Annotated in this window: 17 protein-coding genes; 1 reads left to right on the top strand and 16 read right to left on the bottom strand. The window is 39.2% G+C overall.

Annotation, left to right across the window (positions count from 1 at the left end; all coding sequences use genetic code 11):
• Positions 1–175 precede the first annotated feature (175 nt).
• From OVN23_RS03450 to OVN23_RS03425, 6 genes are all read right to left on the bottom strand, one after another.
• Positions 176–862, bottom strand: a complete 687-nt coding sequence (locus tag OVN23_RS03450) for an Rgg/GadR/MutR family transcriptional regulator (protein ID WP_319946279.1) — start codon at positions 860–862, stop codon at positions 176–178.
• A gap of 312 nt (positions 863–1174) precedes the next feature.
• Complete coding sequence (locus OVN23_RS03445) at positions 1175–1867, bottom strand: methionine ABC transporter permease (RefSeq protein WP_000444652.1); 693 nt, start codon at positions 1865–1867, stop codon at positions 1175–1177.
• A 1-nt stretch (position 1868) separates the two neighbouring features.
• Positions 1869–2930 (bottom strand): methionine ABC transporter ATP-binding protein, encoded by a 1062-nt coding sequence (locus tag OVN23_RS03440; protein WP_173213267.1) that lies wholly within the window; start codon positions 2928–2930, stop codon positions 1869–1871.
• Positions 2923–4296 carry a M20 family metallopeptidase gene (locus OVN23_RS03435; RefSeq protein WP_173213265.1) on the bottom strand — a complete coding sequence of 458 codons (1374 nt, stop codon included), beginning with the start codon at positions 4294–4296 and terminating at the stop codon, positions 2923–2925. Before OVN23_RS03435 ends, OVN23_RS03440 begins: the two co-directional genes overlap by 8 nt.
• Positions 4297–4392: 96 nt before the next feature.
• A complete protein-coding gene (locus OVN23_RS03430; protein WP_050235347.1) occupies positions 4393–5247 on the bottom strand; it encodes a MetQ/NlpA family ABC transporter substrate-binding protein in 855 nt (284 codons plus the stop codon).
• A gap of 153 nt (positions 5248–5400) precedes the next feature.
• Positions 5401–6231, bottom strand: coding sequence for an amino acid ABC transporter substrate-binding protein (locus OVN23_RS03425; protein WP_173253153.1), 831 nt, complete (start codon positions 6229–6231; stop codon positions 5401–5403).
• A gap of 112 nt (positions 6232–6343) precedes the next feature.
• Here OVN23_RS03425 and OVN23_RS03420 point away from each other — a divergent pair, with 112 nt between their 5' ends.
• Positions 6344–6535, top strand: coding sequence for a chlorohydrolase (locus OVN23_RS03420; protein WP_267240518.1), 192 nt, complete (start codon positions 6344–6346; stop codon positions 6533–6535).
• Here OVN23_RS03420 and OVN23_RS03415 read toward each other — a convergent pair.
• The 10 genes from OVN23_RS03415 to tsaB all read right to left on the bottom strand — a co-directional run bounded on the left by OVN23_RS03415 (position 6532) and on the right by tsaB (position 14228).
• Positions 6532–6855, bottom strand: coding sequence for an AzlD domain-containing protein (locus OVN23_RS03415; RefSeq protein WP_004263021.1), 324 nt, complete (start codon positions 6853–6855; stop codon positions 6532–6534). The genes OVN23_RS03420 and OVN23_RS03415 overlap by 4 nt on opposite strands.
• Entirely contained in the window at positions 6845–7540 is a 696-nt protein-coding gene (locus OVN23_RS03410) for an AzlC family ABC transporter permease (RefSeq protein ID WP_078135725.1), read from the bottom strand. Before OVN23_RS03410 ends, OVN23_RS03415 begins: the two co-directional genes overlap by 11 nt.
• Before the next feature lie 226 nt (positions 7541–7766).
• The gene (locus OVN23_RS03405) at positions 7767–8051 is read right to left on the bottom strand and encodes a hypothetical protein (protein ID WP_000415011.1); all 285 of its coding nucleotides are present in this window, start codon (positions 8049–8051) and stop codon (positions 7767–7769) included.
• Positions 8052–8252: 201 nt separating this feature from the next.
• Positions 8253–9476 carry a hypothetical protein gene (locus tag OVN23_RS03400; RefSeq protein WP_000603362.1) on the bottom strand — a complete coding sequence of 408 codons (1224 nt, stop codon included), beginning with the start codon at positions 9474–9476 and terminating at the stop codon, positions 8253–8255.
• On the bottom strand, positions 9457–9978 hold the full coding sequence (locus tag OVN23_RS03395) for a ThiF family adenylyltransferase (RefSeq protein WP_267240672.1): 522 nt from the start codon (positions 9976–9978) through the stop codon (positions 9457–9459). The genes OVN23_RS03400 and OVN23_RS03395 overlap by 20 nt, the downstream gene beginning before the upstream one ends.
• Positions 9975–10424, bottom strand: coding sequence for a HesA/MoeB/ThiF family protein (locus tag OVN23_RS03390; RefSeq protein WP_267240517.1), 450 nt, complete (start codon positions 10422–10424; stop codon positions 9975–9977). Before OVN23_RS03390 ends, OVN23_RS03395 begins: the two co-directional genes overlap by 4 nt.
• A gap of 719 nt (positions 10425–11143) precedes the next feature.
• Complete coding sequence (locus OVN23_RS03385; protein WP_267240516.1) at positions 11144–12007, bottom strand: XRE/MutR family transcriptional regulator; 864 nt, start codon at positions 12005–12007, stop codon at positions 11144–11146.
• Positions 12008–12110: 103 nt separating this feature from the next.
• Positions 12111–13121 (bottom strand): tRNA (adenosine(37)-N6)-threonylcarbamoyltransferase complex transferase subunit TsaD, encoded by a 1011-nt coding sequence (tsaD, locus tag OVN23_RS03380; RefSeq protein WP_173229361.1) that lies wholly within the window; start codon positions 13119–13121, stop codon positions 12111–12113.
• Positions 13111–13548, bottom strand: coding sequence for a ribosomal protein S18-alanine N-acetyltransferase (gene rimI, locus OVN23_RS03375; protein WP_173229363.1), 438 nt, complete (start codon positions 13546–13548; stop codon positions 13111–13113). The genes tsaD and rimI overlap by 11 nt, the downstream gene beginning before the upstream one ends.
• The gene (gene tsaB / locus OVN23_RS03370; protein WP_173229365.1) at positions 13545–14228 is read right to left on the bottom strand and encodes a tRNA (adenosine(37)-N6)-threonylcarbamoyltransferase complex dimerization subunit type 1 TsaB; all 684 of its coding nucleotides are present in this window, start codon (positions 14226–14228) and stop codon (positions 13545–13547) included. The genes rimI and tsaB overlap by 4 nt, the downstream gene beginning before the upstream one ends.
• Positions 14229–14342: the final 114 nt, after the last annotated feature.

Genomic DNA, 14342 nt, shown 5'->3' with positions numbered 1-14342 from the left:
TCTCCATATTTCAAAGAGTATTCTATTGAAACCAGTCTAACAAAAAAAGCGGGACTCCCCACTTTTTTGTAATATATTTTTTCTGACAATAGAAACTCTAGCGCCTAGAAACTGCTAATTATCAATCCATCTACAAGCCTATTTATTTTGCATCAATAGATGTAACGAGAATATATTACAAATCTTTATTTGAGAGCTGATTTGCAAAATAATTTTCATAGTATCTTGCACCACCTACATACTCTAAATCTTGTAAGATTGTAATGCCTCTCTGGATTTTTTCAAGACCCTTATTTTTTACATTAAAAATAGTATCATAATACCCTTTAGCAATCATATAAATGATTTTAAGATAAGCTTGAGATTCTGGCAATTCTCGTTTTTCAATCTGAAAGATAAAATAATCTGCTTTTAATTTATCCTTTTCCTCTATCGCTTTAAAGAGTCCATTCATCAAAATGGTATCAATACCAGCTTTGTTACTAGGTAAAGAGCCTAATAAATCCGTCTTTTGTAACATCTCCCTAGAATATTTAAAATAGAGGGGCAGAGGAAACAAAGTAGAAATCGTTGAAAATAGTTCCAATTCATAATTTCCCCAGATGTCAATAGTAAAAAAATAGTCATAGAGAAAAGTCAGTTCTTCATCCGTTGCTCTTATTTCTGAATCAAAAAACACAAGAAGACTTTTGATACGAATCATTTGTAAAAGATAGCTTGTTTCACCACTTGATCTATACTTTTGAGTCGTCTCTTCATACAAGGAGTGTAGAGAATCAATCCCTTCTCTGTCATATAAATCCCAAAGATTTTCTTGAAAAGCCAAAACCTTTTTCTGAGAAAAACCACGTACCAAGTACATAAATTCATTCAAATCAGAGTGTATGTTATCTAAGGCAGTAATCAATTTCATAGAGGATAAATCTGCTTCTCCACGCTCAAATTTGCTCAGCATGGAATAAGTAAACTCTCCTCCCGTCGCCTCCTGTAGAGATACATTCCGACTCTTTCTCAATTCTTTAAAAACTTCTCCCAGATTTTGCATATTGACTCCCCACAATTCTTAACTCTCTAACTCATAAAAGTAACAGTTGATAGCAACCAGTACAGAGAATTTTAAGTCTTGACTATAACGACAACTCCTATGAATGATGTACAGATTGCCCAAATCTCTTTATTTATGGCTCAATTTCTTAGTCAAGAAGTCTCCCAAGAATTGGATTGCAAAGATAATCAAAATGATAATGATGGTTGCCAAGATGGTCACATCGTGATTGTAGCGGTTAAATCCATAAGCGATGGCTACGTTACCGATACCACCAGCTCCAACCGCACCCGCCATAGCTGTTTCCCCAACAAGGGAAATCAAGGTCACAGTCGTCACACGGATCAAATCTGGAAGACCTTCTGATAGGTAAACGCCCACGATGTCCCAAAAAGTCGCTCCGCTAGCTTGAGCCGCCTCAATGACACCGCCATCCAGTTCAGCCAAGACAACCTGCACCTGACGGGCAAAGAAGGCAAAGACTGCAAAAGATAGGGGTACGATAGCTGCATTTGGACCAATGCTTGTTCCTACGATTAGATGAGAGAAGGGTGACAAGACTGCCAAGAGAATGATAAATGGAACCGCACGGAAAATAGAGGTGATTTTATCCAAAATCCAGAAAACAACTTTATTTTCCAAGACCCCACCTGGAGCTGTCAAGACAAGGAAAAGCCCTGCAACCAGTCCCAAGAGCCCTCCGATGATGAAGGAAAGAACTGTCATATAGAGGGTTAGGTAAATAGCTGTTCCCCAGCCTGCTTGACCAGCCCAGCCCATTTTATAGACATTTGGCAAATAGGTTTGAATCAATGATTCCATCTTACTGTCCTCCCTTCAATACTTTTAGCTGTACGCCTGCTTGACGAATGGCTTCTTGGGCACCTGCCAACGCTGCTTTTTCACCTGACAAGACCACAACTAATTCTCCAACAGGAGTACCATCGAGAATTTCGATATTTCCATAGAGGATATTAGCCGTTACTTGGTAATGCTTATACAATTCATTCAAAAGTGGCTCGTCTGTTGAAGCACCTGCATACTTGAGCTGTACCAAAATGCTATTTTCAGACAAGTATTCCACGATTTCTTGCTTCTCGATTTTGACCATGGCTTCGTCAATACCTGTGGCTGTTGAGATAAAGTCTTGAGTCAAAGGTTGTTTAGGGTCTGAGAAGATTTCAAGGACACTACCCTCTTCAATCAAATGTCCGTCCTGCATAACTGCTACACGGTTGGCAATGTCTTTGACAATCTGCATTTCATGCGTAATCAAGATAACTGTCAAGCCTAATTTTTGGTTCAAATCTTGCAACAAGGCCAAAATCTGCTTGGTTGTCTTAGGGTCAAGGGCAGAAGTTGACTCGTCTGAAATCAAGATTTTTGGATCATTTGCCAAGGCACGCGCAATGGCCACACGCTGTTTTTGCCCTCCAGATAGTTGTGAAGGGTAGTTTTCAGCACGGTCTGTCAAGCCGACCAAGTCCAGCAACTTAGCAACTTTAGCCTTCTTTTCTTCCTTGCTGAGTCCAGAGTGTTTGAGGGCAAAGGCTACATTCTCCTCTGCTGTCTTTTGGCTCATGAGGTTAAAATGCTGGAAAATCATTCCGATATCCTGACGTTTACGACGCAACTGCTCTGCCGTCAAGGTGACCTTGCCATCAAAAATCACATCGTCATCAATGGTAATTTTCCCTGCAGATGGCTTTTGCAAGAGGTTAATCACCCGTACGAGGGTTGATTTCCCTGCTCCAGAATATCCAACGATTCCGTAGATATCCCCTTCTTGGATGTGAATGGTCACATCCTTGACCGCTGTGATGGTTCTCTTCTTTTGATGAAAAGTCACATCGATCTGATCTAACTTGATAATATCTCTACTCATAGCTTCTAATCAGCTCCTCTACTAATTCAATATGGGTGTAATAATCGGCGATTCGCACATTTTCATCTCCACCGTGGTCTCGGCTGTTGGCATTTCCTAGACCGAAGGCCACCATTGGCACCTCTAGGGCATCAAAGACCGTATGCATAGGCCCTGTCCCAGCTGTCGTCGGCAAGACTGAAACGCCCTGTGGATAGAATTTCTTGGCCAACTCGATTACATTGAGAATGGCTGGTGCGCTCATATCGCTTCGATAACTCGTCTCTCCCAAGGTATAGTATAATTCTACCTTATCAAAGCCATTTTTGTCTAGCTGTTTCCGAATTTTTTCCAGAACATCATGCGGTTCTAGGCCCGGAACCAGACGAACCTCTAGCTTAGCGCTGGCTTCTGCAGGCAAAATCGTTTTGACTCCTTGTCCTTGATAACCTGACTGGATCCCTTCGATATTAAGAGCTGGCTCGAAAAAGAATCGTTTTAGAAAGGCTGCTCGATCCTCTTGTAAGAGAGGCAATTCCAAACCATAAATCTGGCTGATTTCCCCTGGATTTCGTTGAGCGTAAGTGTCCACCAAGGCCAATTCTCGTTCATTTGGCTCTTGTACTTCTTCGTACAAACCTTCAACCAAGATACGGCCATCCGCAGCACGAAGAGACTGTAAGGCTTGGAGGAGATACCAAGGAGCTGATTCCACAACCCCACCATAACTAGAATGGATATCGACATCCGCACTTTTTACCTTGGCATCAAAGGTCACAATCCCCTTATTTCCACCAGAAATTTCCAGCTGTTCCAAGGCATTTTTGGTTCCTTGTTCCCAGACCAACAAATCCGCCCCACGAAGTTTGTCCGCATGCTTTTCCAAATACTTATCTAGGTCTGTTGAAGCCGATTCCTCCGCTCCCTCCATGATAAAACTGATATTGACAGGCAGGTCATCATGGTTCTGCATATATTTTCTCAAAGCACTCAAACGAGCTGTGATATGACCCTTATCATCGTCAACCCCACGCCCATACATGAAACCATTGCGCACCGAAAGCGTAAAGGGATCCTCTGTCCACACTTGATCTCCGTCCGCTGGCACAGTGTCATAGTGGTTATAGAAAATCAAGGTCTTGGCATCTGGACGCGAACTCTTGAAATGTGCCATGACAAAAGGCGCCGTATAAGTCTCATCAATCTCCACTTCAGCCCCCACACGCTTGAAAATCTCACCCAGGTAGTTTGCGACTTCCTTGAGCCCAACCTGCTGGGCAAAGACTGATTTCTTAGAAATCAAGGTACGCAAAACCTCAAAATAATGCTGGGCTACATGATCCTTTTCAAATTTTTCTATCTGTTCTTGTTCGCTAGGAAAAACCATATTCTCTCTACCTTTCTATGAACTACTCTTCCTGACAATCCATGCTCTATACAAAAGCAAGAGGTGGAATTTTCTCTCCCACCTCCCTGTTTCTTATTACCAAACTGGTTGATCCAAACCGTCTGATGTTTCTTCGATAACTTTTTTCACGTCATCTGTGTGGTAAGCTGCGATCACTTTCTTGATAGCATCAGCCTTAGGTGATGTTTCCCAATCTTTTTTCGCAACGATGATGTTGTACCATTGTTTTGAGTTTTCATCAGCTTGTTCTTTGAAAAGTGCTTTCTTGTAGTCCAATTTTGCTTCTGTAACAAAGGTATTGTTTACAACAGCAGCATCAACTGATGACAATGAACGTGCTGTTTGGCTAGCGTCCAATTCAGTGATTTTCAAGTTCTTTGGATTTTCTTTGATGTTGGCAACTGTTGCAAGAGCAGTTCCAGAAACATCCAATTTAATCAAGCCAGCTGATTGAAGCAAGTAAAGCGCACGGCTTTCGTTTGTAGCATCGTTTGGTACAGCGATTTCTCCGTTTGCTGGGATGTCTTCTACTTTAGTGTACTTGTTGTCACTTCCATTCAAACCTGAGTAAAGGCGAATTGGAGAGATGTAAGTATCTGCAATCGCTACAAGGTCTTTTCCGTTTTCTTTGTTCCAGTTGTTCAAGAAGTTATAGTGTTGGAAAGCGTTCAAGTCTACTTCGCCATCAGCAGTTGCCTTGTTTGGTTGTGAGTAATCTGTGAACTCTGTAAATTCCAAGGTAATTCCGTCTTTTTTAACCAATTCTTGGACCTTATCCCAACGCGCCTCTTCAGAACCGCTACGGTTAACAGTTGCGATTTTGATAGTTGTTGCATTGTCTGCTTTCTTTTCTGAGTTTCCACAAGCGACAAGAGCCAAACCTGCGACTGTAGCAAGGGCTGCTAGGCCAAGCCATTTTTTAATTTTCATGATTCTTTCTCCTTAAAAATAATACCGTACTAGTATCTCATACTTTGTTCAATTGCACAAATTGTTATTAGATAATCAGATATATAGTTTAAAACTATATCCCTAAGAACTGAGAAATCACCCATCTTATTCAGAATGGATGATTTCAAGAAATTATTTAATATCAGCTTCTGCCGGTAGGTAAGTGTCTCCGAAGAATTGTTTAGATAATTTTTCAAGAGTGCCATCTTTGTAAAGTTCTTTAATGCGTTTGTCTACAAATGATTTCAACTCATCTTGACCTTGAGCAAGAAGTGGGTAAACGTACGGTTGTTGGTCGCTTGGAAGTTCGATAACTTTCAAGTTATCCAAACCTTGGTTCTTGATCACTGTTTCAACACCGATTTTATCAAAAATCTTATAGTCAAATTGGCCATCGCTCAAACGTACCATGATTTGTTGGAAGTCTGCCTTAGTATAGTTAAGGATAGTTGGGTTGTCCGGGTGTTCAGCGTTGTATGCTTCTAACTGCTTAGCTGATGTAGTGGCTTGAACGACTTCCGTCGATTTTCCACCGATATCAGCGAGAGACTTGATGCTAGAGTCATCTTTCTTCACTACAAGGACATTAGGGTTTTGGGCAATTGGTGCGGCATAGAGGTATTTCTCCGCACGTTCTTTAGTGTAGCTAAGATTGTTGACAGCCATATTGTAACGGTCAGCGTCAAGACCAGCAAATACACCTGACCATTCTGTCTTTTCAAATTTGACATCATACTTGTCAGAGTCTTTAAAGATAGCGCGAACCACTTCAATTTCATAACCAGTCAATTCGCCATTTTCTTCATAGATAAATGGTTTTGGCGAGCCATTGGTTGCAACGATGATTTCTTTCTTGCTAGTTGCTTCTCCTTCTTTCTTAGCACCACCTGAGCAAGCTGCTAAAACACCTGCAGCAATAAGCCCTAGAGCAGCAAGAGATGAGTATTTAACGATTTTTTTCATGTCATTTCCTCCAAAATAGAATACCTTATAATCTTAACAGAAAAAGACCATTTACGCCATTATATGATATCTATCTCTGTGATAGGTTTTCTTTATGGCTAATTTATACTCAATGAAAATCAAAGAGCAAACTAGAAAGCTAGCCGTAGGTTGCTCAAAACACTGTTTTGAGGTTGCAGATAGAACTGACGAAGTCAGCTCAAAACACAGTTTTGAGGTTGTGGATAGAACTGACGAAGTCAGTAACCATATATACGGCAAGGTAAAGCTGACGTGGTTTGAAGAGATTTTCGAAGAGTATTAAAAGACCAAACGCAAGACTGCAATTAAGACCACTCCAAAGAGAACTGTTCCGACTAGATTGCGGTAGCGAAAGGCTACCCAAGCTGTTGGAAAGACGGCTAAGAAGTCCAGCCATTTGATTTGAGGAAAGCTCCCAACCTTGCCTGTCACTACGCTTGAAAGAATCAAGGCAAAGATAATAGAAACGGGCAAGAACTTCAAAAAACGTTCAACAATCGCAGGCAAACCCTTATACTTGACTAAGATGAAGGGAATCATACGGGGAATCCACGTCACCAAGCCAGAGAAAATAACTGCTAATAAAAGATACTTACTGACCATCTAAAACCACCCCCATTGTACAACCAAGTAGCGTCGCAAAGAGAACAGCTAGCGACTGAGACACCACTGTCAAGAGTAAAAAGAAGGACACCGCAACAACTGCTAGGATAATGAGCAAATTGCGGACAGGAATCCGTCTTTGCATAATCTGGAATTGCGAAGCAAAAATGCCGATAAACATCCCAACTAGGGCAAAATCTAAACCAAAGATTTCTGGATTTGGCAGCAGGCCACCCAGAGCCGTTCCGACCACTGTTCCCACAAACCAAGCCACATAACTGTTGAGATTGTTCCCGTGCATCCACATAGGATTGACCTTGTCTGCATGGGCCAATTCGCCCATCAAAACACCATAAGTCTCATCCGTCAAGATACTAGACATACCGATATTGTGCCAGAGACTAGTATGACGAAAATAGGTCGACGCATGCAAACTCAACAAAAAGAGACGCAAATTGATCAAAAAAACCGTCATAGCAATAGCTGCCACAGGAGCTTGAACCGCAATCAGTGCCAGCATGGCAAACTGGGCACTCCCAGCATAAACAAAGAGGCTCATCAAGCCCATCTCCACAGGTGTCACATAGGGCGCACCAATAATCCCACAGGCCAGGCCGATACTGACATAACCAAGTGCCGTTGGCATAGCTGCCTGCGCCCCCTCCCAAAATCCTTTTTCTTTCATCTTTCTCCTCATATTGTCTTAATAAATGGGCTGAAAAGGCTCCAGCCACAGCATGGACTATTATAACATATTCAGGAAAGAGAAAAAAGTCTGCTGATTGTAATCAGACAGACTCCATTTTATTCTATAGTATCAAAAACAAGACTTGGTTTGGCATTGAAATCCAAGTCTTGCTCATATTCAGATTCATCCATTATGCGATGCTCATGCCGTATTTTATAATGAATCATATTTTAAAAATACCAGACCACACTACTCCCTGCTTATATTTAGCTTCTTTCTTTTGGACAAATTTTGCCAAATCCAATAACTCTGTCGGTGGTTCACCTTTAAAGCCCAATAATTCTTTAGAGACGGCAAATGAGAGACGTACAGCTAGCAAATCTTCACTAGTACTAGAGAACTGTTTTGCTGTTTCCAGCAATTGCTTCCTAAATTCTTCCGTCAAGCTAATTTCTTTATTATTGTACAGGGAATGAATTAAAATTTGTAACTGACTCTGTTTTTCCATCGTTTACCTCATTTTATCTAGGACGCCAAGGACCATATTTAGCCCAACCATCCACCATAACATTTACAGTGTGTTCCAAATTAGAAATATATTGTACAGACTTCCAGTTGCTAGGTGAAATTTCGTTTCTTTCATGGACACCTCTAAAAATTTTTAGAAGTTCTTTTCAAATAATCATGCAACATTCATATAAAATAAATTTTAACAATTAGTATCATTCTTTTTGAAAAAATTACAAATAACTAATAAATAAATTCCTATAGATAGTGTAAATCCATTTATTAAAATACCCAAAATTTTTATATCTGTATAAAATTGAGGAATAATCAAAAATAGAATGGCAAATAAAGCATATAAACTTGAATTAGTCGAATATATCAATCCCATAGTGTCGTATCTATACTCTGAGTAAATCATTTTTTCAAACATATTTCCTGATATACCTATTAAAATAAATGCTAAAAAAAATAACAACAACTTTATTAACGGAAATGGAGTAATAAATACTAGCATGAGTGCTAATCCAGATACAGTATAATCAATAAAGAAAAACATTTTATACGGAATTCCCACTCTAGGAGCCAAAATTGCTCCTATCAAATCGGCAAATCTTTGAGCTCCTAGTACCAATCCCAAATATTGAATAGGTATGCCTTCTGATAAAAGATACAGTGGCATTAAAGTTAAAAGTAGATCTGTACCCCCACTTAAAATTGACTCTGTAACTACTATAAAAGAGGCAAATTTTGATTCTCGAAAAGCAGAAACAGTTTCCAAAAATTGGAAAGAAGAATTACTTTCCAAATCTACCTTTTCAGGTCGAACACTTTTAGTATTGTTTTTGGAACCGGGCAATCTGATTTTAATCATAAAATAAATAGCAGCCACAAAAAACGGAATACTTAAATTAAAAACAACAAAATAAGATAGAAGCCCTAATAGTAGAGATGCAGTTAAATTACTAATAATATCTAACACATTTGATGCCAAGTATTGAACATCTATCGATTTCTTTATTAGCATGTCATCATTATTTAAAGTTTCTGGAACAATTTTCATCTGCAGTGTATTTAATAAATTAGTTGATAATGCGAACAAAAAATTCAATACATAGATATACACAACACGAAAATGATACCTTAAACACAGAATTGTAATCACAATTATAATAAACTGGAGAATCTGGAAAATCACTAGCCAAATTTTATCTCTCTGAATTTTATTTATAAAACTTCCATAAAAAACAGCAAGCAAATTTGGGATAAAACCAATTAGAGTAAATAGAGATAACTGTCCTGCCTCAATATGATATACACTTACTAACCCTATCGATAAAGCAATAAAGTAAAAACTATCTGCAATATTCCTAGACGATCTACCTAATATTAAATTTATAAAATTTTGGCTAAATTTTCTTAATATCATGCTTATAAACCTCAAAATTCATGCAATCGATTTGAATATAATCCGTTAAATTCAATAATCCTGTTAAAGTATCTAATACTTTATAAGATATGATTGATGCAGCCATATATGATATTGGAGAAATAACACTATACGGTATTCTACTATCCAAAACATGATCATCTGTTATCATAAAGTCCCTATAAAACTCCCTCAATGAAATAGTTTTGCCCGGAATAATATGTAGGTAGTTTATTACCGTAGATGCATATGAGCCAACAATAATAGGTCTCGTATATTTATGAGCTAAATCATCAAACCAGTAGTCTATCTCTATTCTAGGAGTATCTGCACAGCATAAAGCAATGTCAAAATTATAATCTTTAAAAATAGTTTCTAAGTCATTCTGACACTCTAACTTCCTATAAATAGTTGTCACATTTGAATCAGAAATCTCTTGAATATGCTGTTTTATTATGTCTATTTTTAGCTTACCAATATCAGATTTCTTAAAGGATGTTATGTTTGTCTAGTAAGATTTGACTCTTCCACAATGTCAAAATCTACTAATATGAAATTACCTATACCTAGACGAGCTAAAATTTCGACTGTTGTTGATCCAATACCCCCTACACCAACAATTAAAACTGTTGAATTTAATAATCTATCCTGATACTTACTAGGGTCTAAATTTTCTGACAAATCAACCCACTCAAAGAAATTAATATTTCGGGAATATTTGGAATTATCATATTGATTACTAGTCACTAATCCCATAGATATCATCGACTCAACAACTTGTTTTTCTCCATTAGACAACAATTTTATATCAATGTCATTATCTAATTTTTTTATTAAATTGATGTTCTCTTCATTAAAATCAATCTCCCTTACAAGAGAAGCATTACCAAAACCAAATTTTATTTTATCTTTAAATATATACGGTTGAAGAGTTCTCTTTATTCTCATTTAGATCCTCCTAATCAAAAACTATTAAAAGATAAACAACAAATAGGAGTTTGGAAAATATTTTCCTAAACTCCAAAATTATAAATACGAATACAACTCATTTATAATTTCTATCCATATAATAAATTAAAATACAAAAAACTTATCGACTTCTAAAATTCAGTTAAAATCTTAATAGCATGCAGATATTAACTTTTAAACATTATGAATATCATCATTCTTCACAATTATTAAGATTTAAGATTTTTTGTATAATATCCGTTGCATTTGCAGCAAAATATATATTAATTAGAATTTTTGTCGTATATGTTTATCTTGATTTCAATCCACTATATCTAATCCAAAGTTTATCTTTTCTATCCTATAGATTGCTATTATTTAACTAACGGCCACCTAAACGATGCCCTTGAAATGAATATGGTACAGCAGACATTGTTTCTCCTCCAATTATTTTTCTTTGTAAACCACTTCTGCGACCTAGGATTTGCTTCAAGTGCTTTACAAGGACAGTATAACACGAAAATTGGCTTATTTTTGAAAATCGCATATTTGATATTTTTTCTTATAGAAATTTCAGATTTGCGATTTTGGTGGATTTGATTATTTCCCTGGTATAATAAAGTTACTACTAACAAGGAGGGATATAATGATGAAAAAAAGAAAAATCCAACTGATACTCCTGCTTATTTCGGAGTGGGTTATCGTCTTCCCGTTTCTAATCAATCGATAAGTTCTTTGTATTGCTGAAAACGCAATTCGAATAGAGCTGTTAATTGTGGATTTTCTAATACTTGCAGAGATTGGATAAAGTGTTCAATCTCTTTTTGATTGCTTCCTTTAGTTTGAAGAAAGACACTCATTTTCTTTAAAAATTGCCACGATACTTTCTCAAAAACATCGTACGGACGCAACATGCTCTCCAACTCGGCTTCGAAGATTGGGATGTATGAGAAAAGTTTTCGCTCCATGAGTTCTGATAAGATATTTAAGAGTCCTTGCTTCATATACAGTCTATTATGTACCAACTCTTTAAATTCCTTGGATTTTTCAAGCAAAGAGGTTGATAAAAAGATTAGGTCTTGATTGCTCAAGAAGGGCATAGTATTGCAAAAAAGATAAAGTTCAAACCAGGTCCAAGACTCAATAGCATAGAGATAAGTAGTCAAAAACTCCCTATCCTCCTCTGTTAGCAGATAGCTCTTATTTAAGGAATGAATAGCATTTTTAATCACAATGGCATTCAAACAACGATAGCTCTCTGCCATCTGTCCTTGCTCGACTTCCTCCAACAGTTGCTCTAAGCCAGCTATATCTTGGTGGGCAAAGCGATCCACAACCCTCCTACCAATCTGCATCTGTGGAGATTCTTGATAGTTATTGAGCTTATGACCAAACTCATCAAAATTCATATTGATCCCTTGGATGGCTAGGATCAACTTATCTGCAGATAGCATAGACTGCCCTAGTTCGAACTTGGATAGCTGAGAAGCTGTTAGTCCAGCACAAGCCACATCTGACTGTTTGAGCTTTCTAGCCAAGCGCAATTCCTTGTAAAATTCTCCCAATTCCATTCTCTCAATCATCTTGCCACCTCCTAGCTTTTGCATATTATATCATTATTTTTATAGTTTTGTCAAAATATTCTGACACTTTAAACAGTGAAAAAGCCAGCCTTAAGCTGACTCTTTATTCTATAGTATCAAAAGCGAGACTTGGTTTGGCATTGAGATCCAAGCCTGAGAAGTTTTCTTTGTTCCACTCGCTGACGCTGGCATAGGCAATCATTCCTGCATTGTCTCCGCAAAGACGCAGAGGTGGAATGATAACCTTGACGTCAGTGATTTCGGCCGCTAGGCGTTCTCTGAGGCCTTTATTGGCTGCTACCCCACCTGCCACAACTAGAGTTTTAACAGGGTATTTCTCCAAAGCCTTCTTAGTTTTTGCCATAAGAATATCCAAGACAGCTGCTTGGAAGGAAGCACACAAATCCTCTGTGGACAAGCTCGCTCCCTTTTGCTCGGCATTGTGGTGAAGATTGATAAAGGCAGACTTCAAACCAGAGAATGAAAACTCCAGATTATCTTCCTTGATCATGGCACGAGGGAAATCATAAATATCCTGTCCCTGATGAGCTAGCTCGTCAATCTCACGACCAGCAGGATAGGTCAAGCCCATGACACGGCCGACCTTATCATAGGCCTCGCCAACCGCGTCATCTCGCGTTTCTCCAACAATCTTGTAGTCACCAGCCTCGGAAACATAGACCAACTCCGTATGTCCACCGCTAACCAAGAGGGCTAGCAAGGGAAACTCCAAAGGCTCCACACTCTGAGCGGCCATGAGGTGGCCAGCCATGTGGTTAACGGGAATTAGCGGAAGTCCATGTGCCCAAGCAAAGGCCTTAGCAGCTGACAAGCCAACTAGCAAGGCTCCGACCAAGCCTGGTCCATAGGTAACCGCAACAGCTGTCACATCCTCTTCCGTAATCCCTGCTTCTGCTAGCGCCTCCTCGATACAGGCTGTAATGACCTCGACATGGTGACGACTGGCTACTTCAGGCACTACGCCCCCAAAACGTTTATGACTCTCAATTTGACTAGCAATGACATTGGACAAGAGCTCATCGTCATTTTTCAAGACGGCGACACTGGTCTCATCACAGGATGTCTCAAATGCTAAAATATATCTATCCTTCATCTATTTCTCTCTTCATGATGATGGCGTCCTCGACTGGGTCATGGTAGTAGGCATTTCGCTCAGCGATGACCGCCATCTTTTCTTTCTTGTAAAATGCTTGCGCTCGTTGATTTGACTTTCTGACTTCGAGGAAAATCTCTTTGTCTGTCGGCAGTGTCGCAAACAAGGCAGAGGCTAGCCCCTGACCTTGATAGGCTTTTTTGACAGCGATCTGCAATACTTCTGCTTCAAAAAGATTCTCCTGAACAGCTAAAAATCCAATCACTTCTTCCCCATCATAAGCCAGAGCATACCAAGTCTGGTCTTGGGACAGGTCTGCTTGGATTTGTTCCAGCGTCCAAGGGCTAACCGAGTAAACAGCTGCCATAACAGCATAGATGGCTTGAGCCAAGTCAGGCTGCTGTTGGATTCGTTTAATTTCTATCATAGGCGTTTAATGTAAGACTCGCCAGACTCGGTGTGGTTCTTGAGCCAGTTTTCCTCAGCCTCGACTCGTTTGAGGTAATTCGGCACAAAATCATGCAAGGAGTCTGCTTCCTTGTCCCAGGCCCAGAGAGCTAGATTGGCTGCATTAGGCAAGGTTTCTTTGAAATTAGTCCTTGGCAAGTGTTCTTGAATCTGCTCCACAAAGGGGCCAACTTCTCCGACAAAGGTTACCTGACTAGCGCCCTTGATTAGCTCAATCACTCTCTCAAAGGAAAGGTGCGCTTCTGGCATGACAGGTTTAGCATTTTCATAAAATCCTGCGTACACATTATTGCGACGCGCATCCATCAAAGGAACGAAGAGACCTTCTTGTTGGTAGGGCACCAGAGCCAAGAGGCTAGACATACCAACCAACTCAATGTTCAGAGTATGAGCCAAAGTCTTGGCAGTTGCGACCGCAATTCGCAAGCCTGTGTAGCTACCTGGTCCTTCCGCCACCACGATTCGGTCCAAGTCCTTGGGAGTCCAGTCCAAACTCGCCATCAAAAAATCGATGGCAGGCATGAGGGTAATACTGTGATTTTTCTTGATGTTAATAGTAGTCTCAGCAAGAACCTGCTTGTCCTCTAAAATAGCGAGAGAAAGAGCCTTGCTGGACGTATCAAAAGCTAATACTTTCATAACACATTCCTATCTTTTTGTCTGCTTACTATTATACTACAAAAGATGGCACATGGGAATTTTCTTTACCCCCAAACAAAAAGCCCTCACTTAACTAAAAATAATTTAAAAAAA

Origin of the sequence: Streptococcus sp. Marseille-Q6488 (assembly GCF_946902925.1) — a bacterium.
GTDB lineage: Bacteria > Bacillota > Bacilli > Lactobacillales > Streptococcaceae > Streptococcus.
The sequence above is the reverse complement of the archived record's forward strand: the minus strand, read 5'-3'. Positions and strand labels throughout refer to the sequence as shown.

Excerpts from the sequence above, each read along its gene's own strand:
- OVN23_RS03420 (WP_267240518.1), top strand. The coding sequence starts at position 6,344 with ATGAAAATCAAAGAGCAAACTAGAAAGCTAGCCGTAGGTTGCTCAAAA.
- OVN23_RS03390 (WP_267240517.1), bottom strand. The coding sequence starts at position 10,424 with ATGAGAATAAAGAGAACTCTTCAACCGTATATATTTAAAGATAAAATA.
- OVN23_RS03440 (WP_173213267.1), bottom strand. The coding sequence starts at position 2,930 with ATGAGTAGAGATATTATCAAGTTAGATCAGATCGATGTGACTTTTCAT.
- tsaD (WP_173229361.1), bottom strand. The coding sequence starts at position 13,121 with ATGAAGGATAGATATATTTTAGCATTTGAGACATCCTGTGATGAGACC.
- tsaB (WP_173229365.1), bottom strand. The coding sequence starts at position 14,228 with ATGAAAGTATTAGCTTTTGATACGTCCAGCAAGGCTCTTTCTCTCGCT.
- OVN23_RS03405 (WP_000415011.1), bottom strand. The coding sequence starts at position 8,051 with ATGGAAAAACAGAGTCAGTTACAAATTTTAATTCATTCCCTGTACAAT.
- OVN23_RS03450 (WP_319946279.1), bottom strand. The coding sequence starts at position 862 with ATGTACTTGGTACGTGGTTTTTCTCAGAAAAAGGTTTTGGCTTTTCAA.
- OVN23_RS03435 (WP_173213265.1), bottom strand. The coding sequence starts at position 4,296 with ATGGTTTTTCCTAGCGAACAAGAACAGATAGAAAAATTTGAAAAGGAT.
- OVN23_RS03385 (WP_267240516.1), bottom strand. The coding sequence starts at position 12,007 with ATGATTGAGAGAATGGAATTGGGAGAATTTTACAAGGAATTGCGCTTG.
- rimI (WP_173229363.1), bottom strand. The coding sequence starts at position 13,548 with ATGATAGAAATTAAACGAATCCAACAGCAGCCTGACTTGGCTCAAGCC.
- OVN23_RS03415 (WP_004263021.1), bottom strand. The coding sequence starts at position 6,855 with ATGGTCAGTAAGTATCTTTTATTAGCAGTTATTTTCTCTGGCTTGGTG.
- OVN23_RS03425 (WP_173253153.1), bottom strand. The coding sequence starts at position 6,231 with ATGAAAAAAATCGTTAAATACTCATCTCTTGCTGCTCTAGGGCTTATT.
- OVN23_RS03445 (WP_000444652.1), bottom strand. The coding sequence starts at position 1,867 with ATGGAATCATTGATTCAAACCTATTTGCCAAATGTCTATAAAATGGGC.
- OVN23_RS03400 (WP_000603362.1), bottom strand. The coding sequence starts at position 9,476 with ATGATATTAAGAAAATTTAGCCAAAATTTTATAAATTTAATATTAGGT.
- OVN23_RS03430 (WP_050235347.1), bottom strand. The coding sequence starts at position 5,247 with ATGAAAATTAAAAAATGGCTTGGCCTAGCAGCCCTTGCTACAGTCGCA.
- OVN23_RS03410 (WP_078135725.1), bottom strand. The coding sequence starts at position 7,540 with ATGAAAGAAAAAGGATTTTGGGAGGGGGCGCAGGCAGCTATGCCAACG.